Origin of the sequence: Leucobacter sp. 7(1) (assembly GCF_900163635.1) — a bacterium.
Classification (GTDB): Bacteria; Actinomycetota; Actinomycetes; order Actinomycetales; family Microbacteriaceae; genus Leucobacter.
The window spans coordinates 1-19,137 of record NZ_FUID01000049.1 but is presented as its reverse complement, the minus strand read 5'-3'; the positions used below and the strand labels follow the sequence as shown (position 1 = coordinate 19,137).

The following is a 19,137-nucleotide window of genomic DNA, read 5'->3' as shown; positions in this document are numbered from 1 at the left end:
GCCAACGCAGTGCAGCTGTGGCCAGTTACGCTCGCCGCGGTCTGACCGTCGCGATCGCCGGGGCGATCGTCCTGTCCGCCTGCTCACCGGCTCCATCACAGGGGTCCGCGCATGTCGACAAAGCAGCAGTAAGCACCCTCAGTCAGCACAGCCACAGCCAACCCATCACCGCTGAGGGGAACAGCGTCGCGACGTTAACTGTCCAGGCACAGGACAACGACAGCGCAGAAGTCGTGACCGACGATGACACCTGGTCTACTGTCTTCTTCGATGACTTCGACCGGAGTTCTCTCGGCACCGACTGGTCCGCGTATACCGGAAGGCCGAGCTCGGATCCGCGCACCTGGTGGGATCCGACGATGGTGTGGCTCAGCAACGGATCACTCGTTCTTGCCGGCGCCCCGTCCACCGGGCATACGAACTTGTGGCGTACCGGCGCAGTCTCGAACTGGAAAGCCGCGCAGACCTACGGGAAGTGGGAGGTGCGTTTCCGTACCCACGCCAGTCAGGTGCTCAGCTACCACTTCCTCTTATGGCCGCAGGCAGAAAGCTGGCCTCCCGAGATCGACATTGCCGAAGGGTACTCGCGAGAACGAACGAACTCGCAGTCGTTCCTGCACTGGGTCGACGAGAGCGGAATCCGGCGACAGACGAGCTTCTCCGTCAACGGCAACTTCTCAGAGTGGAACACCGTCGCCGTCGAATGGACTCCAAACGCGGTCCGCTTCTTCCTCAACGGCCAAGCCTACGGCGAAGCTACAGGGTTGGCCGTACCGCACGAGCCGATGTTCCTCGCCCTCCAGACAGAGACTCGCCTCGCTGCGTCTCTACAAGGGCAGAGCAGACAGACTCAATTTGTGTGGATTGACTGGGTTCGGATATCCGCACTGGATAGTCAAGAACTGGCGTAGGACTAAACTGGCCGCTGCATTGACCATTCCCACACTGGCACAGGTAATGATGGTCTCGATATTGGCGCAGGCAATGTGATTCAGGCGTGGAAGAAGGACAGTACGATCGGGGTGGCGAACCGGCGGGACGGTAGAGCGACAAACAGCGATCCGGCAAAAGAGACAGCGCGGTGGCGGGACCGTGCCAAGACGCTACGCCGCGCGCTCAACGAGATTGAAGCGCTCCCTCCGGCGAAGCTGCGCAGCGCATCCGGCAGTGGCAGGTGGAAGCCGAAGCACGCCGAGCCCAGGCTGAGCGCGCAAATGCTGAACGCGCGAAGAAGCTCATTACTACCGAGTGGAAGCCAAGTCAATCCACAGAACCGCAGCGCAACTGCGGGATCGGACACTGCCTAAGGCCTCATCTGTCGGACATATTTGCAACAGGGGAGACCAGGACGCGGTAGCGTCAGGTTCCCGCCGTACGGATTATCATTTCACTCAAATGAGCCCTGGTGAGATCCTGCACCGCGTCAGCATCTGCTCGTTGCAGCGCGTGAAGGATCTTTCGATGACTGTCCCATCCTGCGCGGTGAATGTGACCGATCGTGCGTGTGACGATCGCACCCGTTTGGGCGTAGAGGGGTCTGAGCGCGGCTTCGGCGGCGCGTTGATGGATGGCGTCGGCCAGGTGGTCGAGAAGGTTCGCGTGTGCGCGGATCGCGGTCAGTGCGTCCCCGTCGAGCGTTGCGGATAGCCCAGCGTCGAGCGATTCCGCAATGCGGGCGAGGTCGTCATTTGTCCGGTTTCTTGCTGCGTACCTCATCGCCCATGGCTCAAGGTGAAGCCGTCCTTCGAGGATCGGGACCAGGTCGGCGGACTCCTTCTCGGGGAGCACCGTCGCGCCCTTGTTCGGGACGACATCCGCGAGTCCCAGGCGCGCGAGGCTCCGGAATGCTTCTCTGACAGGGACACGGGAGACCTGAAGCCGGTCGGCGATCTCCCCGGCCACCAGGCGTACGCCTGGCCGGTGAGTCCCGTCAATGATCTCCACCGCCAGCACGCGAGCAACACGGTCGGCGCTGTCGGCGGCGCGAAGGCCTCCGCTTGATAAATTGCTCACACACCACACCCTAACGAAGTGAATTCACTTTACTCTACGTCATGTAGAGTAAAGACATGCTTGATTCTTCGGCGCTCGCCGCTGCCCCCGCGCTTTCGGTATCGTCGCTGCGGGTCAACATCTCCGGCGCAACTGTCCTCGGCGGGGTTGATCTGTCGATCCGCGCTGGCGAGCGGGTAGCGGTGCTGGGTATGAACGGTGCCGGGAAAAGCTCTCTGCTGCGGTCACTGCTCGGGCTGATTCCTGCACAGTGGCGGGGGCTCACCATCGAAGGCGTACCCGTGACCAGCCTGGCATCGCATCGACGGGCTCGGCGGCGCGTAGCTCGGGTGCCGCAATCACCGGCATTCGGAGATTTCCCGGTCACCGCACGCGACCTCTTCGACCTGGCAAATGCCCGCGCGGAAGCGGTAAAGGTGTCTAGACGGCTCGGCGTCGGCGAGCTGGTCGACGTACCCGTCCGGGAGGTCTCCGGCGGGCAGTTGCAGCGGCTGTTGTTGTCGCGCGCGTTCGGTCAAATCACCCGGAGCGGAGGTCTGTTGCTCGCTGACGAGCCGTCAACAGGTTTGGACAGCCGAAGCCTTGGCCTGCTTCACTCGCTCCTCAGCAAGAGCAATGCCGCCGCGCTCGTGGTGACCCATGACGAGCGCCTGCTCTCTGCCTGCCACCGTGTCATCCGTGTGGAATCAGGACAGCTGGTAGACGCGTGATCGGCTGGGAGCAGTTCATCGAAGTGATGGGGATGCCCGCCGTGCAGCGGGCCGCGATTGCCCTTCTGGTCGGGTCGATAGGCCTTCCGCTGGTGGGGGTGATGATCATCGGACTGAACATCGTTCCCGTCCGTTTTGCGATGATGCACGTCGCACTCCTCGGCATCGCTGTCGGTATCGTCACTGGGTTGGACCCGTTGCTATGTGCGCTCGTGGCGTGCGCGATCACCGGTGGCGCACTGACTCCGCTTGCGCGCACCCCTGGCGGGCTATCGGGCGCGACCGGGTTGCTGATGAGCATGGCGATGGCCGCAGCTCTGCTGTTGATCGCGATCTCCGGGATCAACGCCGCTCACACGTTCGGGCTGCTGTGGGGATCAATTCTCGGGGTGAGTATTGGCGACATTGTGCTCGTCTCAGCCCTCGCCATTGCCGTACCTGCACTCCTGATCTGGGGCCGAGGCAGAATAGCGGTGCTCTTCGCCAGCCGAGAACTTGCCGTTGCTGCAGGCATCCGGGTGAACCTGCTCACCGGGGCGATGCTCGTCCTTATCGCGATCGCCATCGCCACGGGAATGCAACTCACCGGGGCGCTCCTCGTTGACGCACTCACCCTGCTTCCAGCCCTTGCCGCAAGGCGTCTCGGACGAACCCTGCGGTCGATCTGCTGGTGGGCGGTCATCATCAGCCTGGCGTCCTCGACGATCGGATTCCTCGTCGCGATTCTCTTCGATTTGCCGCCCGGACCCGTTCTTGTCCTCGTCGCCGGCGCGATTGCGCTGGCGGTCAACCTCACCCCAAAGAAAGGCACCACCCCGTCATGGCAACCCACACCCGAGCCCGCGCCGGTCTCGCACTCCTGACCACAGCCACCCTCGCGCTCCTCACTGGATGCGCCACCGCACCGGGGGCGAATGGCACCGCTCCGACGCAGGAGGAAAGCGTCACCGTGGTAGCATCCACGACCTGGCAGGGTATGTTCGCTACCGCCGCAGGAGCGGAGAACGTCACCATCATCGTCCCACCCTCCGCGCAGCATGCCGCCGAGTACGACCCGACCCCGAGCGACCTGACGAAGCTCGCCGGAGCTGACTTCGTGCTCTACAGCGACTTCGAATCCTTCGTGCCCACGCTCACGGACTCCGCCGACGCGGACGCCGAACTCATCGCCGTGAACGCCGACAACGCCCCCGAGAACGTCATCGCTGAAGTCACCCGCCTCGGCGAGGCGTTCGGCACCACTGAAGAGGCCGAAGCATGGGTTGCTGAGTTCAAGACTGCGCTCGATGAATTCCGTGACGAGATCCACACCGCTCTCGGCGACCACGCTGATCCTGTAATCGTCTCTCAGGTGTACACCACCTGGCTTGCCGACCTGATCACCGATGACGTGCGCTCCTTCGGCCCGTCACAGCCCACCGTCAGCGAAGTCGCAGACCTCACCGGAGCTGCGCCTCGGCTCGTGCTCGACAACATCCACATGACCAGTGGACGCGTACTGCCCGACTCTGACGCGATCCAGGTCAACGTCGTCAACTATCCAGAGAAAGACCTCGATGTCATCGCTCTCTACCGCCTCAACGTCGACAAGGTCATCGCAGCACTGGGAGGCCACACCTTGGACGAAATCACCGACGGCGGTCACGGGGCTCATGGCGAGAGCGATCACGGATCACACGGCACTGATGACCAAGACCACGGCTCCGACAACGGTCACGACCACTAATGCTCCATCTCGAACACGGATGGGTGAGGGCAGGCCGTGATGACGTCACCGGCTTCTTCGGCACCCTCCACAACAGCAGTGAGTTAGAGATCACCGTTCGCGGCGGGCGCAGCCCCGCCGCGAACGCGGTCGAACTCCATGACATCATCCAACACGACGGGCGGAAGCAGATGACCCAGCTCGCAAACGGGATCACTATTCCTGCCCAAGGCAGCATCACACTCACTCCCGGCGGGCTGCACGGTATGCTCATCGGCCTCGATCACCGCCTCAACGATGGCGAACGGGTGCAGATCGCCTTGGAGACGAACACTGCTCACGTCGAGCTCACCCTGACGGCACGTCGCCGCCCACCGACAACGTCACTCTGAAGCTCAGCGTTCACAAGCCGTGCCGCCACAGAGGCAGAGTGCATCAGCTCCTGCTGCGTATGGCCGAGCCGACCGGCAAGAACCGCCACCAGGAGGTACGCGAAGATGATCACGTCGTAGGTGGCTGATGCCGCCGGGGAGATCCCGAGGTGACCCATCGTCGCGTGCGCGGCGTGGTGGTCGGTTTCGCGCGGAAGAAAGTTCCACAGCAGATGGAAACCCCACGCGACAACAAACCACCAAGGTGAGGTGAGATAGCCCAGCATCCCAACGAGCATGATGCCCATGAACACGAGGATCTCGAACCATGCCCCGGAATGCGCATACGTCATCCCCATCCACGCAGTGATCGCCACCCACGCCAGGGACTGGGCCTGCGGACGCAACCAGAACAGACCAGCCACCACAGCGAGCCCTGCCGCGGCGGCCGCGAGCGTAAGCCAGCCCTGTCCGCTGCCGAACCACACCAAGACCACCTGCACTAGCAACAGGACTCCCACCCACACGGCGATCCCTGTCCGCCGCAGGCCTTGCCGCCAGGACACCGGCTGCGGTGTCCCGACAGCCGTAAAGTGACCCCGCCACGTACGGAAGGCGAGATAGGCGCCAATGATCAGATCGTAGATGCAACACGCGCAGGGCAGATCCTCCATGTGACCGTGGAGATCCCGAAACGCCAGCACGTCCCACAAAGGATGCAGCACCCAAGCCGCCACCAGAAACCAGGGCGAGACGAACACCCCCAGCAGGCACAGCAGCACGATCACCACAAGGGCTGCGATCTCTTGGTCGCCTTGACCGAGATACGTCGGAGCGAGCAGCCATGCGGTTAGCGCTGCCCACGCGATCAACTGCGCCTTAGGAGCAAGCCAGATCAGCGCAGCAATGCACAGAAGACCAAAGGGTGCCGCGAGCGGGATCAGCAAACCGTATTCTGCGATCGCGCCAATCCCATACGACGCACCGATCCCGACCATTGCTACATAACCCGTCAACAGCAACGCTCGTCCTGAACGAGGGTCGATACCGAGTACGGACATGAGGACTCCTTTATCGCGTGGCGCTGGACACGAGCGATGACGTGCGCATTCTCAGGTCACCACTATCCTAAATACTACATCTTGTAGAGTTAAGTGGAATATCGCTGCCTTTTGCGATGCGAAATCACTGCCTACCTGCATGCGTGAGGAGACGCGATGCCGGGTGGATACTTGGGTTGGGGGTCACATTCACATGAAGCGAGAGGCGGCCTCATTTCTTGGGGCCTTGCGGGGCGCTTTGACCTCCGGGACTTTCCTTCGCTAGCATTGCTACTACATATTGTAGAGATAAGGTGTGTGGCATGCTGTCTGACCCGCTGCTCCAATGGGCGCTGACGCTCACCTTCTCCGCGACCGCCATGTACGCGACCGTGAGACTTTTTGCTGATCGGAAACTGCTGCTTATCGTCGGAAACGTATTGCACCTGGTGATGAGTGTAGTGATGGTCGCCATGTGCTGGCCGTGGTGGTCTCTCCTGCCGGCAGTCCCGCAGACACTGTTCTTTTCGGCCGGTGCGGTCTGGTTCGGCGCCATCGCGATCCTCCAAGTGCGACGTCGCATCACTCGGGCCGCCGTCGGCGGACACAGCGCCTGGCATCAAGCGGCACATGCAGTCATGATGCTCGCAATGGTATGGATGATCCTCGCGATGCCCTCCGGGGCCGACGCAACGACACCTGCCCACCACCACGGCGGGCTTGTACCGTGGGCCGCCGGCTCTGGAGTTGCCATCACCGCAGCGCTGGTGACTTCCGGGGTCATCTTCCTCGTCGAGCTCATCAGCTGCCTGCGCGGACGCACGAACTGGCTCGGGCACACCGGCGATGTCGCGTCCGGGATGCTCATGAGCTTCGGCATGGCAGCGATGTGCTGGCCGATGATCACCGGCTAACCGCCCTTCACCACAATCAACCTGCCGGCACTATCGGCGGGTCAACCAGAAAGAGAGACACCATGAGCACACGGCACTCCAAGAGGCCCCTGCTGATCGGAACCGGAGCCCTCGCGGCCGCTGCTGCATTGATTCTGGGCGGGGCCGCCGCGGCGAACGCGCACGTCAGCATCGCCGAAGGTCCCGTCGAAGCCGGCTCGTACTCGATATTGACCCTCGGGGTTCCGCATGGATGTGATGGGGCCGCGACGACGAAAGTGGCGATCCAGATCCCCGATGGCATCAACGCCGTCACCCCCACCCGCAACAGTCTGTACACCGTCGAGAAGGTAATGGAAGACCTCGACACCCCCATCACCGACAGCCACGGCAACGAAGTCACCGAACGCGTCGCGCAGGTCGTCTACACAGCAACGACGCCGCTTCCCGATGGGCAGCGGGACGCGTTCGAGCTCTCGCTGCAGATCCCCGAGGATGCCGCGGAGACCACTCTGTACTTCCCCACCGTGCAGACCTGCGAGCAGGGCGAGACCGCTTGGGTGCAGATCCCCGAAGAGGGCCAGGACGGCCACGATCTGGACACGCCGGCCCCCGGCGTCGACGTCATCGCTGCCAGCGCCGCGGGATCGCACGGTCACGGTGACGCCACCGACGCCTCCGCTGATGCGCACGAGGATTCGGCATCCGCGACGGCTGCTGCGGATCAGACAGCGCTCGTGATCACCTCGCTCGCCGTCGGCAGTATCGGCCTCATCGTCGCCGTGATCGCGCTGCTGAGGGGGCGCAAGAAGGCGTGAGCACTCTCATCGCCGGGAAACGCTCACCGCGACGCGGCCTCGCCCTGTCCCTCCGTGCGCTTACAGCACTCCTCCTGGGTGTGCTGCTGACGCTGGCGGGGGCGCAGGTGGCGTCCGCGCATGCCGAGTTGCTGTCCACGACACCGGAGAACGGTGCGGTGCTCGATCAGGCTCCCGCGGAGGCAGTGCTGACGTTCAACGAGCCCGTGCAGCTCATTGACGGCAGCATTCGCCTGTTTCCCGGCGATGACGACCCCCTCATTCTCGACGCACACGTCAGCAACACCAGCATCATCGCGGCTCTCCCCGTCGATGTACCGGACGGAGCGTATGCGCTGAGCTATCGGGTCGTGTCCGCCGATGGTCACCCCATCTCCGGCGCGATCACCTTCACCATCGGAGACACCCCGGAAGAGGGTGCAGCGACTCCCGTCGTGGAAACCGCGACACCTCCAGACACCCAGTTCGCCGTTAGCGTCCTGACGGCACTGCAATACCTCACGCTTCTGATCTTCGCCGGCCTGATGCTGTTCGAGCGCGTGGTGCTGCGCAGTACCATGCCGCCAGACCGACGATCCAGGAACATCCTGCGACTGATCGGCGTAGCAGCGGCAATTGCATCACTGCTCCTCATTCCCGCGTCAGCACTCAACGTGACCGGAGAATCACTGCCCGCGGTGGTCAATCCGTCAGCCTGGTGGACTGGTGTCTTCTGGGCCCCAGTGGCTGCGGCCATCATCGTATGCGTGGGGCTCACTGGTGCTGCAGTGTTGTGGACGCGGCAGCAGAAGCACAGAGGGACTCGTTTGCTTGCCGCGCTGCTGCCGCTTCTCGTTCTGGCTGCGCCCGTGCTCGTGGGACACACCCAGCTGATGGAACCGCGAGCTCTCATCATCGCCGCCGACCTCGGACACCTTCTCGCCGGCTCCTTCTGGACCGGAGGAGTCCTCGGTCTTCTCTTGTTCCTTGCAGCCACTCGAGTAACCAACACCCCGGAGGCAGGCACCGCGCCGGCACTTGCTGTGAAGGTCGTGCAGAGGTTTTCTCGCGTGGCGGTCTGGAGCGTGGTCATCCTCGCCGTCAGCGGAACCGTCATGGGCGTCATGATCGTCGGAAGCTTCGACGCTCTCATCACCACGAGTTACGGCCTGACCCTCCTGCTTAAGATCGGGATCGTCATTCCTGTCATCGTGATCGCCTTCTACAACCGGACCCGACTCCTCCCACGCATCGCGTCACGACCGACCGCTCGCATGCAATGGCAGATCCTGACGCGAACCCTCAGTTACGAAGCCGCGCTCCTCATCGCGGTTCTGCTCCTCACCGGCTTCCTCACCAACCTCAGTCCTACGCACGAGCACCACGGCGCCTCAGGCGCGAGCGCAGTGGCGACCGCACAGACCGTCACCATCGACGCGGCCGCTCAAGGACTTGCACTGCAGGGTGAACTCGAACCAGCACTGATCGGGGAGAACGAGATCACCTTCACGCTCGAGTACGATGGCGAACCAGTCGGCCCCGACGAGGTGACTATTCGCACCACTCAACCCGAGCACGACCTCGGGCCATTCCAGTCTGTAGCCGAACTCGATCCTGAAACCGGTGAATACTCCGCGCACCTGGACATGCCCGTCGCGGGTGAATGGGAGATACAGGTACTCGCCCGCGTATCCACCTTCGCTGAGCCGATCGTCACGATACCTATCACAGTCAACTAGTCTCTAGGTCAGCCCCAGCGCTACGGGCGTTCGTCAATCCATCTTGCCGTAGCCCCGAGGGTTCGCCGCTTGCCACCCCCACGCGTCTCGGCATGCTTCCTCGAGCGTTCGTGACGGGCTCCATCCGAGAAGTGTCTCGGCTCGCGAGGAGTCTGCGACGAGGCGTGCTACGTCGCCGGGTCGCCGGGACGCCGGATCCCATCGCACTGGGACCCCGGTGGCGTGAGTGAATGCGGCGATCACCTCGAGAACGCTATTTCCCACCCCCGAACCGAGATTGATGATTCGAGTGCCCGATTCCGTGGCGTTGAGGGCAGCAGCGTGGCCATCGGCGACGTCGAGAACGTGAAGGTAGTCGCGAATCGCGGTGCCATCGGGCGTGTCGTAGTCCGTTCCGAACACAGAGAGAACTTCGCGCCTTCCGACGGCAACTTGTGTCAGAAAAGGGAGCAGGTTGTTCGGTGTGCCGCGGGGGTCATCGCCGATGCAGCCACTGGGATGGGCGCCGATCGGGTTGAAGTAGCGAAGGATGGTGGCGTCAAGCTCCGGCCAGGACACAGACGTATCGCAGATGATCTGCTCGCACATCGCTTTCGACCGCGCATAGGGATTCATCGCGCCGGTACCGGTGGTGTGGGCTTCGTTGAGGAGTGGCGCGTGCGGTTCGCTGTACACGGTGGCCGACGAACTGAACACCAGCCTCGCGATCCCGCGCCGTTGCATGAGCTCGAGCACCGTCAACAGTGAATCGAGATTCTGCCGAAAGTAGCGGACGGGGTGGAGCATAGATTCTCCAACGGCTTTCACGCCAGCGAGATGAATGACCGCGTCGAAGTCCACGTCGCTGAGTGCCAGTTCGGTAGCGACGGCATCGGTGAGATCCGCGACGACGAGCCGCAGCTGTCGCTCTGCGAGATCCTGCACCCGCCGAATGCCTTCAGCGCTCCCTGAGGATAGATCATCAACAACAACAACATCCATCCCGTTCCTGAGAAGCACCAACGCAGTGTGGGTTCCGATGTATCCGGCTCCGCCAGTGATGAGCACCTTCACGATTCACCTTCGTTCTGCGTCGACGGTCGCTGACTCCGCGCACCAGGGTCTCTCGCTATTGCGACCGCTGTCACCTCATCGAATAGCCGTTCCAGAAGGGGTGTACGAACTGCGACATCGAACTGTTCTCGCACTCGCTGCCTTGCGGCCTCGCCCATCGCGACCCGCAGGTCTTCGTCCGCGAGGAGTTCGCGTAGTGAGGACGCAAGCGCCGCTATGTCGCCTTCCCGCACCAGAAGCCCTGTCTCTCCATCGACGACCGCCTCCGGCACACCCCCGTGACGGTAAGCGACAGCGGGGACACCCGCGAGGGCGGCCTCGAGAAACACCATGCCGAAACCCTCAGCATCACCGTCAGCGGCATACCGCGAAGGGGCGATCAAGACGCGTGCTCGCGCAAGATGTTGCGCCACTCGCGCCGGCGACAGCGAACCGGTGAAGGTCACCTGGAGGTCGAGTTGCTTCGCAAGCGCTTCAACATCAGCGCGGAGTGGCCCGTCTCCGATCACTTCACAGGTAAGTGCCTGCGCATCGGGTTGAGCGGCGATCGCCTGCAACGCATCACTCACACCCTTCTTCGGAACCAATCGACCCAGGAACACCACATCGACCGGACGAGAGACAGCAACGGCGGACTCAGTGACCGGGACGCCGATCGGGAGCACACGTACTCCTCTCTGTGGAGCACCCCACCTAAGAGCCTCGTCACGGATGAACTCAGAAACAGCAACCACAGCATCGGCGCTGCGGAGCACCCTCCGGGTTCGACAGCGATTGATGCAGCCCCGGACACCACGAACGCGCGGGAGCGCCGTGACATCGTATCCATGGACAGTGACGACAAGCGGAATCTGCAAGGCCCGGCATGCGCGTAGGATCATCCACGCGTCCTTCGCGAAGTGCGCATGGACGAGGTCTGGCCGAGTCTGCCTGAGGGCCTCTCGAATCTGGCTTGAACGCCCCGTGACCGACGCCCAGAAGAGCGCCACGCGATCCCACAGCGAACGAGTGAACACCACCGGATCCTCCTCGCGAGACAGCGGAGAGCAAACTCGAAGAGAACCAAGCAGCGTGGGCTCCCACCTGACCATCGCATCAAGCTGGTTTCGGATGAACGTTTCAGAGCCCGGAAGGGAATCCAACCGCCAAACAGTCACACGCCTCGCCATCACAGGGACCCATCCGTGCGCAGACGACGCAGCAAGATCCAAAGCGGTGGAATAGCAGCGATGAGAATCAGAATGTCATGTGTGAGAAACGCCCACCCGACCGCCACGATACCGAGTTGCTTGATCCACAGAGCGACCAGTGCGACGACAACGAGCGACGCCACAAGCTGAACGACCATCGGATATGCGATGCGTCGGGCGACACGGGCGAGCCCACCGTAGAGCATCGCGACCCCTGACACCGCGTGCGCAATCCCCATCAGTATCAGCAGTTCGCTCCCGTGCTCAGCATATTCACTGCCGTACAAGTGCAGCGCAACCGGGCCGACCGCTCCGACCCCGATTCCGCGAGCCAGGCTGACACCACACAACACCAGCGCGAAGGAGCACACAAGCGCCCCAACATCCGCACCGGGCTTCGATGCCGCAGCAACAAAGGGCCCGGTAACCAGGCTCGTCATCATGAGCGAGGCCGCGACAATGGTCCATGCAATGTTGTAATAAGCCGCGTCCTCAACGCCCGCGACCGTGATGACGATAGTGGGGATCGCGATACCAGGAAGCGCCTGCGCGAGCATCCATCCCAAGGACACCGCACCAAACTGAACGAGCTCAGGCCGCCTCGGAAGAGCCGGATCAATACCTGCACCGTTCCAGCGAGAACGGGTGAGCCGTAATCCCAGCTCCACCACACCCACCGCAGCCACGGCGGTCACGATCCACGATCCGACCAGCGACATCCCCCCACCCACACCGGCAAGCAGCACGATCGCGCCGAGCTTAGCGACCGCGTGCCCCACGTTTTTCAGTGCCACCCACCGGGCGCGATGTATGCCGATCAGCACGGAATCCAAGAGTGCGAAGGCAGCCAACACCACGACGGCAATCGTGAAGCCCACTCGTTCCCACGCCGATGCAAACAATGACGTGCCCGGCATCCACCACGCGTAACCGCCGCCGAGCAACAGCGCAAACATTGCGGAACCGGCCAATGCGAAAGCGACCGCGCGTCCGCGCAATCTCCCAGCAGCTGGCAGGAATCTTTCCAAGAGCGGCCCCATACTGAGGTTCGCGATCGATGCGAGCACAGTTCCTGTATTCACTGCTGTCGTTGCTCGGCCCACATCTGCAACCGAGTAGAGCGTTGTGGCCGCAATCCAGAAGACGAGCCCCAGAACCGCCGTTCCCGCGCTCCCGCCCACGAGGAAGATCGAATCTGACGCTACCCGACGGGAGTCGCCCGTTCCTCTTCGACCGAGGGTACGGGGGATGGAACGGGACACACTCGTAGATACTACCTGTTGTAGAGTTATTCTGTGTTGTCTGTTCCCCCCGTGCGCCCAGGATCCGCGATAAGCGGCACCGGGCACGCGCTGCCATCCCGCAGGATGCCAAACTCTGAGCTGGAGGCATTCCTCGACACCGATGACTCCTGGATCGTGACGCGAACAGGGATACGCGAGCGCCGCATCCTCGCCGACGAATCGCTCCTCGATCTCGCAACCCGTGCAGCTGAAGATGCACTTGAAGATGCTGGCGTCCCGGCTTCTGATGTGAACCTGGTTGTGGTCGCGACAATGACCGCTCTGGACCGCTGCCCGTCGTTCGCTGCGCAACTGGGGGCGCGGCTTGGAACGGCGGCCCCTGCGGTGTTCGACGTGAATGCGGCATGCGCCGGGTTCTCGCAAGCGCTCGCAATCGCCGACCATGCGATCAGATGCGGCGCAGCAGAGCACGCACTGGTCGTAGGTGCGGATGCGATGAGCGAGGTTCTCGACTGGCAGGATCGCAGCACTGCGGTGCTGATGGCTGACGGGGCCGGGGCCGTAGTGCTTTCTGCCTCTGAGCGTCCCGGTGTTGGTCCGGTGGCGTGGGGGTCAGACCCTGATCTTGTGCAGGCCATCACGATCGCTGCACCGGATCACCTCTTTCGGCAGCAAGGACAAACGGTGTTTCGCTGGGCGATCACCCGTGCCCAGCATGTTGCTCGTGATGCACTCGAACAGGCCGGCATTACGGCCGCAGACCTTGCCGGGTTCATTCCGCACCAGGCGAACTTGCGCATCATCACTGCTCTCGCAAGCCAGCTCTCGATTCCTCTTGAGGTGACTGCGCAAGAGGTCTCCGAGTTGGGCAACTCTTCTGCAGCGACGATTCCTGTCGCGTTATCTCGTATGCTCGCGCGAGGAGCGATTGGGGACGGGCCAGTCTTGTTGCTCGGGTTCGGTGGCGGGTTTTCCTACTCGGGACAAGTCGTGATCCTCAACAGGAGGGGCCGTTCATGACCGAGGAAATCGTCCTTGCGGCCACGCCGCTTGAAGAAGTGCTCGCCGATGCGTGGGGCACGGTGCTAGGAATTGAACCGATCAGCAGACATGATCGCTTTGCGGAGCTCGGCGGGACTTCGCTTGCTGCGGAGAAGGTACTGGTGCTCCTGCGCCGCCGTCTGGCGGTCGATCTCGGGGCGGAGATCCTCGTCGGCAAGCCTACACTCGCCGAGATCGGCGCACGCATCGAAACCGCACAGCGAATCCGTTTCACCCGTCACACGCCCGCGCATCGGAGGCTGACGAACCCCGAATCAGCGACTTCCACGGTGCACTGCTTCGCGGGTGCGGGAGCGGGAAGCGTGAGCTTCCTCGGCCTCGCGTCCATGGCTGACCCGGACTGCTCCGTCATCGCCTACCAGGCGCACGGTCTCGAATCGAGAGCGGTTCCCTCCTGGACTGTTCGCGCGCATGCACGTCGCCATCTCAAGTCCCTGCTACGCGAACAGCACGAGGGGCCTTACACGCTTCTTGGCCATTCATTCGGTGGCCATATCGCCACGGGCGTCGCACAGCTCTTGACTGAGCAAGGGAAAACGGTTGAGCGACTGCTGCTCCTCGATACCGTGTTGAAAGGCATCGACGCCGCCTCCGTGGCTGACTACCGCCAAGCAAGCGGCAGTGCTTCGCCACCACCGCTGAGCCAGCGACTGCGCACCCACCTCCGCGTCGCCACTGCCGGAGTTGTCCGCTACTCACCTCCAGTCCAGCAGGCAACATTCTGGGAACAGGGCATCCGTGTCCAAAACCGTCACCAACCCGCACCGCTCCCACCATACGCAAGGGTCCTCGTATCCGATGAGAACGCCGAACAGGCCGAACGATGGACAGGCGGACTCGCGATTCCGGAGCAAGTGCAGCGCATCTCGGGCACCCATTTGAGCGTGCTCAGCGACCCCGCCGCATTGGCGCAGATATGGTCCGCGCTCGCTCCCGCACAACCGTCGCTAGACAAGGACATGCCGTGATTTTCCACCCCAATCTCACCACCCTCAACCATACGATCGCGTTCCACGCGCGGCATACTCCTGAGCATGCGGCGATCCTCACCCCGACAGGCGCCACCGTCAGCTACGGGGAGCTCCACCAGCGCAGCACACGCCTCGCCGGCGCGCTCCGCTCCGCAGGTATTCGTCCCGGCGACCGCATCGCCTGCCTCGGGCGCGAGACCCCGAGCTACTGGGAACTCCTCTTCGCCGCCTCCGCCACCGGGGCAGTGCTCGTCCCCATCAACCCCGCCCTGTCTGCCGTAGAAGTGGAACATATTGTGGACGACGCAGACGCAGCACTCGTGTTCATCGACCATGACCACTCCCTCGCAGGGCTAACCGGCCGCACCGAGATCATCACAGATCTCCCGAGCTTCACTGCCTGGAGAGACTCTGGATCCGATGCCGCGCCGTTCGAGGGGCATCCGGATACGCCGATCGCGCAGCTCTACACCAGCGGTACCACTGGCCTCCCTAAAGGCGTCGTGCTCGGGCAGCGCAGCTTCACTGCAATCCGCGACGCACTGGGCAACGCGAACCTCGACTGGATCGATTGGCGTGATGGCGATGTCGCGATGATCGGGATTCCCGGATTTCACGTTGGGGGGCTCTGGTACGCCACTCAAGCGTTCCATGCTGGGGCGACGGTTTTCAGCATGCCGGAGTTCGACGCAGTGGCCGCGCGCACCGCCATCCGTTCCCTGGGCATCACCACCGCGATCGTCGTGCCCGCGATGCTGCGACAGATCCTCGACGCACCTGGGAGTCTCAGCGACTTCACGACGCTCCGCAAGATCATCTATGGTGGTGCCCCCATCACCGAATCGCTGCTCCGCCGCGCTGCCCGCGATTTCGGCGCGGACTTCGCGCAGATCTACGGCCTCACCGAAACCGGCAACACCGCGATCTGTCTCCCGCCCGACCAGCACGGCCCGGATTCCACGAGGCTACGAGCAGCAGGTCGCCCCTACCCCGGAGTAGAAGTGCGCATCACCGACGAGGATGGCACCCCGGTGCCTCAAGGAGAAGTCGGGGAAGTGTGGCTGCGCACCCCCGCAGCGATGCTCGAATACTGGAACCTTCCCGAAGCGACCGCCGACACTCTCATCGACGGGTGGATTCGTACCGGAGATGCCGGCCGACTGGATGCCGAGGGATACCTGTTCATCGAAGACCGCGTCAAAGACATGATCCTCGTCGCGGGCGAAAACGTCTTCCCCGCAGAAGTCGAAAACGCACTTGCCGGACACCCAGCGGTGAACGATGTCGCCGTCATCGGTGTACCGGATGATGCTTCAGGGGAAGCCGTACTCGCCTACATCGTTCCCCACGAAACGATACCCACGAGTCGGGAGCTGGCACTATTCCTGCGGGACCGGCTTGCTGCGTTCAAACGACCGACCCAGTATCTCTTCGTTGACAAGATTCCACGAAACCCGAGCGGGAAGATCCTGCGCCGCACGCTGCGCGAACAGCACTGGCGGGACCGTGACCGGCAGGTGAACTAAGCATGCGAATGCGCCTTGTCATAGCCGCAGTAGCGCTCGCGCTGCTCGGGACGGGCACCCCTGATCAGGCGACGAGTCCTTCTACACAGACTCAGCAGAACTCGGGGCCGTGGTCGGTGCAGATCGTCGAGAGCGAGGCAACGCTCGGTCCATTCGTCGCGGTAGAAACATTCTCCGGCGTACGCGACACCATCACCGTCGAGGTTGAGAACACCTCCGCAAACGTGATCTCTTTATCGATCAGTTCCATCGCAGTATCCGCTCCGCAGGGCATGCTCGAGTACCGCGAGGCGGATTCGCGTCTCGATCCGAGCAACTGGGTGAGCAGAGCCGAAGCAGACGGCCCAGTCGAGGTGCAAGCGGGCGCATCGGGCAGCATTCCGTTGGCGATCAGCGTACCCAACACCTCCCACGATGGGGACTATCCGCTTGGTCTTGTCGTTACCGACGACATCAGCGGCAGGACCCTCCACCTTCCACTGTTGCTCCGAATCCCAGGCGACGACCGAAACACACAGCTCGAGGCCACCACCACGTTGTCACTCGACGGAGTGAGCACCTGGCCATTGACGCCAATACGTAGCGAATCACGCTACGAGCTTCGCAATACCGGTACCACTGTCGTGACTGGCGCGCTCGAGATCGACGTCACAACCCTGTTCTCGCACTCGTCTCAGGCGGCAGTTCTCGAAGACCTGGTGGTTCTCCCTGGCGACACCCTTTCTGGGAGCTCCCGCGACGCGGTACAAGTCATCGGCGTAGCAGCGCCGTCACTGCGTTTCGTCGCAGGCGGTTGGGAGACCACGGGACAGGATCCCGCGGGAGGATGGGAACAACGCTTCGTCGGCGATACCACCCCAGCTATCCCGCTGCTGGCGCTAGTCACCCTCGCCATCGTTGTTCTCGGGGCCGGGGCGGTCTGGACGTTCATCAAGCGACGCGCTAACCATCATGCACAACCCACTTCGGGAGCGTGACCGGCGTCTTGCTGCGTGGTCGTCACTTCGAAGAGGCAGCTGGGTCCACGCGAGATTCGCGCGATGGTGTCGTCCAGCAAGACCTAACGGCGTCGCAGTGAATGCTCGACCGGGGCGAAGAAGTCGCGTGCGAGCGCGGTGAGGTCGGGGTCCGCGGTCTGCGGTGTTCCGGCGCCGTGGGGCGGCTTGGGGGCGTACTCGGCTCCGAGTTCGAGGAATCGGGCGTACTGTGCCCCACGAAGGCGCCCGACGATGGTGAGCGCGAGGTCCATGCCCGCGGTGACTCCCGCGGCGGTGAGGACGTTGCCATCGGCGACGACGCGCTCATCCACGGCCGTGGCCCCGTACTCGGGGAGCAGATGTCGCACAGACCAGTGTGAGGTTGCGCGTCGTCCTTCGAGGAGCCCCGCTGCTCCGAGCGCGATCGCGCCCGTACACACGCTCGTCACCAGATCTGCGCGTGCTGCGAGCTCGCGGATCCTGCTGATAGCCGTCTGGTCTTTGAGGAGCACGCTGGTGTCGCCTCCCGGAACAAGCAGCACGGTCGCCGCCTCGGGCGCGTCAGCGAGGGTGGTGGTGGGTTGCAGGGGGATGCCGCTTGCGCTGCGGACCGGTTTGTCGAGTTCACCGGTGGTGGCGAAGTGGATGTTCGCACCCATCATCGATGAGAGGAAGTAGTGCGGGCCGAGCACGTCGAGAGTGTCGAAATCGGGGTGGAGAACGATGACGATGTCCTCGCTCGCATCGGTGGTCACGCCCGGCAGCGCGGCGAGAGCATGATGAGCTGCAACGGAGCGATCCCAGGCCGCTTGCGCCTCAGGGTCACGGTTCGTGCCGTCCGCGGCGCCAGATAACGCGTCTCGCATCTCGCGGAGGTGTGCTTCGGTGGCCTCATATTGAGCATCGTGAGTGGTCACAGGTTGTTCCTTTCGGTGAAGGCCAGTTGCAGCCGACCGGTCAGTGGGTTGCTGAGGACTGCGGCGTGCACGCCGAAAACCTCGAGCAAGAGTGTTGAAGTAAAGACGTTCTCTGGAGTGCCGGCGGCGATGACCGCTCCGTGCTCGATGACCACGATTCGGTCGCAGTATGCGGCGGCCAAGTTGAGGTCATGCAGGGTCACCAGCGTGGTGCGCCGGAGCCTGCGGACGAGTGAGAGCAGTTCGAGCTGGTGTTGGACGTCGAGGTGATTCGTTGGCTCATCGAGCACGAGGATGCTCGGCTCTTGGGCGAGCGCGCGCGCGAGCTGGACACGCTGACGTTCTCCACCGGAGAGCGTAGCGACACCACGGTCCGCGTAGGCCTCGACTCCGACAGCCTTCATCGCGTTCTGTACCGCCGCACGATCGGCTACGGTGTCTGCGCTGAGCAGACGCCCGTGCGGTACGCGGCCCGTGGCGACGCACTCTGCAACGGTCAGTTCGAGATCGCTGGGCGCGTCCTGCACCAGGGCCGCGGTGATCCGTGCGGCCTCGCGCGCCGGAATGCCCCAGACGTCACGGCCTCCAGCGGTTACGCGTCCGGATGCGGGGTGCAGCATTCGGTAGACGGTGCGCAGAAGCGTGGACTTTCCGCTGCCGTTCGGGCCGACCAGCCCGAGCACATCACCGTCCGCGCTGAGCGATGCTTCGCGGAGAATGCGGTGCCCGGCGATGTCGACACTCACCGCCTCGACATGCAACGGCACCGTGGCGGCGCTGGTTTCGGGGTTCATGTTTCCACCCGTCCTGATCTGCGCATCAGCCAGAGGAAGAAGGGTGCGCCTACCGCTGCAGTCAGTAGACCGACGGGCAGCTCCGTCGGCGCCAGGAGGAGCCGGGCGGCGATGTCGACGACGACGAGCAGCAAC

Annotated in this window: 20 protein-coding genes; 12 read left to right on the top strand and 8 right to left on the bottom strand. The window is 63.2% G+C overall.

Going from position 1 to position 19,137, the window contains the following annotated elements; translation table 11 throughout:
- Positions 1-17: 17 nt before the first annotated feature.
- The gene (locus FM113_RS09090; RefSeq protein WP_176387140.1) at positions 18-911 is read left to right on the top strand and encodes a glycoside hydrolase family 16 protein; all 894 of its coding nucleotides are present in this window, start codon (positions 18-20) and stop codon (positions 909-911) included.
- Between the two features lie 448 nt (positions 912-1,359).
- Here the strand turns inward: FM113_RS09090 and FM113_RS09085 are convergent, their stop codons facing one another.
- Positions 1,360-2,013 carry a GntR family transcriptional regulator gene (locus FM113_RS09085; RefSeq protein WP_140393326.1) on the bottom strand — a complete coding sequence of 218 codons (654 nt, stop codon included), beginning with the start codon at positions 2,011-2,013 and terminating at the stop codon, positions 1,360-1,362.
- 56 nt (positions 2,014-2,069) lie between these two features.
- Here FM113_RS09085 and FM113_RS09080 point away from each other — a divergent pair, with 56 nt between their 5' ends.
- Genes FM113_RS09080 through FM113_RS09065 form a run of 4 tightly spaced genes read left to right on the top strand, consistent with a single transcriptional unit; the run spans position 2,070 to position 4,820 of the window.
- Positions 2,070-2,723: an ATP-binding cassette domain-containing protein gene (locus FM113_RS09080; protein WP_087013846.1), complete on the top strand. Its 654-nt coding sequence runs from the start codon at positions 2,070-2,072 to the stop codon at positions 2,721-2,723.
- Positions 2,720-3,586, top strand: coding sequence for a metal ABC transporter permease (locus FM113_RS09075; RefSeq protein WP_217895988.1), 867 nt, complete (start codon positions 2,720-2,722; stop codon positions 3,584-3,586). Before FM113_RS09080 ends, FM113_RS09075 begins: the two co-directional genes overlap by 4 nt.
- Positions 3,544-4,449 (top strand): metal ABC transporter solute-binding protein, Zn/Mn family, encoded by a 906-nt coding sequence (locus FM113_RS09070; protein ID WP_087013845.1) that lies wholly within the window; start codon positions 3,544-3,546, stop codon positions 4,447-4,449. Before FM113_RS09075 ends, FM113_RS09070 begins: the two co-directional genes overlap by 43 nt.
- Complete coding sequence (locus FM113_RS09065) at positions 4,449-4,820, top strand: copper chaperone PCu(A)C (protein ID WP_087013842.1); 372 nt, start codon at positions 4,449-4,451, stop codon at positions 4,818-4,820. The genes FM113_RS09070 and FM113_RS09065 overlap by 1 nt, the downstream gene beginning before the upstream one ends.
- On the opposite strand, the gene FM113_RS09060 is transcribed toward FM113_RS09065, so the two are convergent.
- On the bottom strand, positions 4,766-5,860 hold the full coding sequence (locus FM113_RS09060) for a hypothetical protein (protein WP_087013838.1): 1,095 nt from the start codon (positions 5,858-5,860) through the stop codon (positions 4,766-4,768). The genes FM113_RS09065 and FM113_RS09060 overlap by 55 nt on opposite strands.
- A 302-nt stretch (positions 5,861-6,162) precedes the next feature.
- Here FM113_RS09060 and FM113_RS09055 point away from each other — a divergent pair, with 302 nt between their 5' ends.
- The 3 genes from FM113_RS09055 (at position 6,163) to FM113_RS09045 (ending at position 9,268) form a co-directional block, all read left to right on the top strand.
- Positions 6,163-6,753 (top strand): DUF5134 domain-containing protein, encoded by a 591-nt coding sequence (locus tag FM113_RS09055; protein WP_087013835.1) that lies wholly within the window; start codon positions 6,163-6,165, stop codon positions 6,751-6,753.
- A 62-nt stretch (positions 6,754-6,815) separates the two neighbouring features.
- Positions 6,816-7,550 carry a YcnI family protein gene (locus FM113_RS09050; RefSeq protein ID WP_087013832.1) on the top strand — a complete coding sequence of 245 codons (735 nt, stop codon included), beginning with the start codon at positions 6,816-6,818 and terminating at the stop codon, positions 7,548-7,550.
- Entirely contained in the window at positions 7,547-9,268 is a 1,722-nt protein-coding gene (locus FM113_RS09045) for a copper resistance CopC/CopD family protein (protein WP_087013829.1), read from the top strand. The genes FM113_RS09050 and FM113_RS09045 overlap by 4 nt, the downstream gene beginning before the upstream one ends.
- Before the next feature lie 33 nt (positions 9,269-9,301).
- Here the strand turns inward: FM113_RS09045 and galE are convergent, their stop codons facing one another.
- From galE to FM113_RS09030, 3 genes are read right to left on the bottom strand one after another with little or no spacing between them, the layout of a single operon-like run.
- Positions 9,302-10,321 carry a UDP-glucose 4-epimerase GalE gene (gene galE / locus FM113_RS09040; RefSeq protein WP_087013826.1) on the bottom strand — a complete coding sequence of 340 codons (1,020 nt, stop codon included), beginning with the start codon at positions 10,319-10,321 and terminating at the stop codon, positions 9,302-9,304.
- The gene (locus FM113_RS09035) at positions 10,318-11,490 is read right to left on the bottom strand and encodes a glycosyltransferase (protein ID WP_369676693.1); all 1,173 of its coding nucleotides are present in this window, start codon (positions 11,488-11,490) and stop codon (positions 10,318-10,320) included. The genes galE and FM113_RS09035 overlap by 4 nt, the downstream gene beginning before the upstream one ends.
- Positions 11,490-12,773, bottom strand: a complete 1,284-nt coding sequence (locus FM113_RS09030; RefSeq protein ID WP_140393325.1) for a lipopolysaccharide biosynthesis protein — start codon at positions 12,771-12,773, stop codon at positions 11,490-11,492. Before FM113_RS09030 ends, FM113_RS09035 begins: the two co-directional genes overlap by 1 nt.
- A 33-nt stretch (positions 12,774-12,806) precedes the next feature.
- On the opposite strand from FM113_RS09030, the gene FM113_RS09025 reads away from it, so the two are divergent.
- Genes FM113_RS09025 through FM113_RS09010 form a run of 4 tightly spaced genes read left to right on the top strand, consistent with a single transcriptional unit; the run spans position 12,807 to position 17,291 of the window.
- Positions 12,807-13,775 (top strand): beta-ketoacyl-ACP synthase III, encoded by a 969-nt coding sequence (locus FM113_RS09025; RefSeq protein ID WP_254908938.1) that lies wholly within the window; start codon positions 12,807-12,809, stop codon positions 13,773-13,775.
- Positions 13,772-14,785 carry an alpha/beta hydrolase gene (locus FM113_RS09020; RefSeq protein ID WP_087013819.1) on the top strand — a complete coding sequence of 338 codons (1,014 nt, stop codon included), beginning with the start codon at positions 13,772-13,774 and terminating at the stop codon, positions 14,783-14,785. The genes FM113_RS09025 and FM113_RS09020 overlap by 4 nt, the downstream gene beginning before the upstream one ends.
- Positions 14,782-16,314, top strand: coding sequence for a long-chain-fatty-acid--CoA ligase (locus tag FM113_RS09015; RefSeq protein WP_217895986.1), 1,533 nt, complete (start codon positions 14,782-14,784; stop codon positions 16,312-16,314). Before FM113_RS09020 ends, FM113_RS09015 begins: the two co-directional genes overlap by 4 nt.
- Before the next feature lie 8 nt (positions 16,315-16,322).
- Positions 16,323-17,291, top strand: coding sequence for a hypothetical protein (locus FM113_RS09010; RefSeq protein WP_140393324.1), 969 nt, complete (start codon positions 16,323-16,325; stop codon positions 17,289-17,291).
- Between the two features lie 83 nt (positions 17,292-17,374).
- Here FM113_RS09010 and FM113_RS09005 read toward each other — a convergent pair whose 3' ends face one another.
- From FM113_RS09005 to FM113_RS08995, 3 genes are read right to left on the bottom strand one after another with little or no spacing between them, the layout of a single operon-like run.
- Positions 17,375-18,208, bottom strand: coding sequence for a DJ-1/PfpI family protein (locus tag FM113_RS09005; RefSeq protein ID WP_087013810.1), 834 nt, complete (start codon positions 18,206-18,208; stop codon positions 17,375-17,377).
- On the bottom strand, positions 18,205-19,002 hold the full coding sequence (locus tag FM113_RS09000; protein ID WP_087013807.1) for an ABC transporter ATP-binding protein: 798 nt from the start codon (positions 19,000-19,002) through the stop codon (positions 18,205-18,207). The genes FM113_RS09005 and FM113_RS09000 overlap by 4 nt, the downstream gene beginning before the upstream one ends.
- Complete coding sequence (locus tag FM113_RS08995; protein WP_087013803.1) at positions 18,999-19,136, bottom strand: iron chelate uptake ABC transporter family permease subunit; 138 nt, start codon at positions 19,134-19,136, stop codon at positions 18,999-19,001. The genes FM113_RS09000 and FM113_RS08995 overlap by 4 nt, the downstream gene beginning before the upstream one ends.
- Position 19,137 lies beyond the last annotated feature (1 nt).

Coding starts and splice junctions, on each gene's coding strand:
- FM113_RS09035 (WP_369676693.1), bottom strand. CDS start 11,490: ATGGCGAGGCGTGTGACTGTTTGGCGGTTGGATTCCCTTCCGGGCTCT.
- FM113_RS09070 (WP_087013845.1), top strand. CDS start 3,544: ATGGCAACCCACACCCGAGCCCGCGCCGGTCTCGCACTCCTGACCACA.
- FM113_RS09000 (WP_087013807.1), bottom strand. CDS start 19,002: ATGAACCCCGAAACCAGCGCCGCCACGGTGCCGTTGCATGTCGAGGCG.
- FM113_RS09055 (WP_087013835.1), top strand. CDS start 6,163: ATGCTGTCTGACCCGCTGCTCCAATGGGCGCTGACGCTCACCTTCTCC.
- FM113_RS09065 (WP_087013842.1), top strand. CDS start 4,449: ATGCTCCATCTCGAACACGGATGGGTGAGGGCAGGCCGTGATGACGTC.
- FM113_RS09020 (WP_087013819.1), top strand. CDS start 13,772: ATGACCGAGGAAATCGTCCTTGCGGCCACGCCGCTTGAAGAAGTGCTC.
- FM113_RS09050 (WP_087013832.1), top strand. CDS start 6,816: ATGAGCACACGGCACTCCAAGAGGCCCCTGCTGATCGGAACCGGAGCC.
- FM113_RS09080 (WP_087013846.1), top strand. CDS start 2,070: ATGCTTGATTCTTCGGCGCTCGCCGCTGCCCCCGCGCTTTCGGTATCG.
- FM113_RS09010 (WP_140393324.1), top strand. CDS start 16,323: ATGCGCCTTGTCATAGCCGCAGTAGCGCTCGCGCTGCTCGGGACGGGC.
- FM113_RS09060 (WP_087013838.1), bottom strand. CDS start 5,860: ATGTCCGTACTCGGTATCGACCCTCGTTCAGGACGAGCGTTGCTGTTG.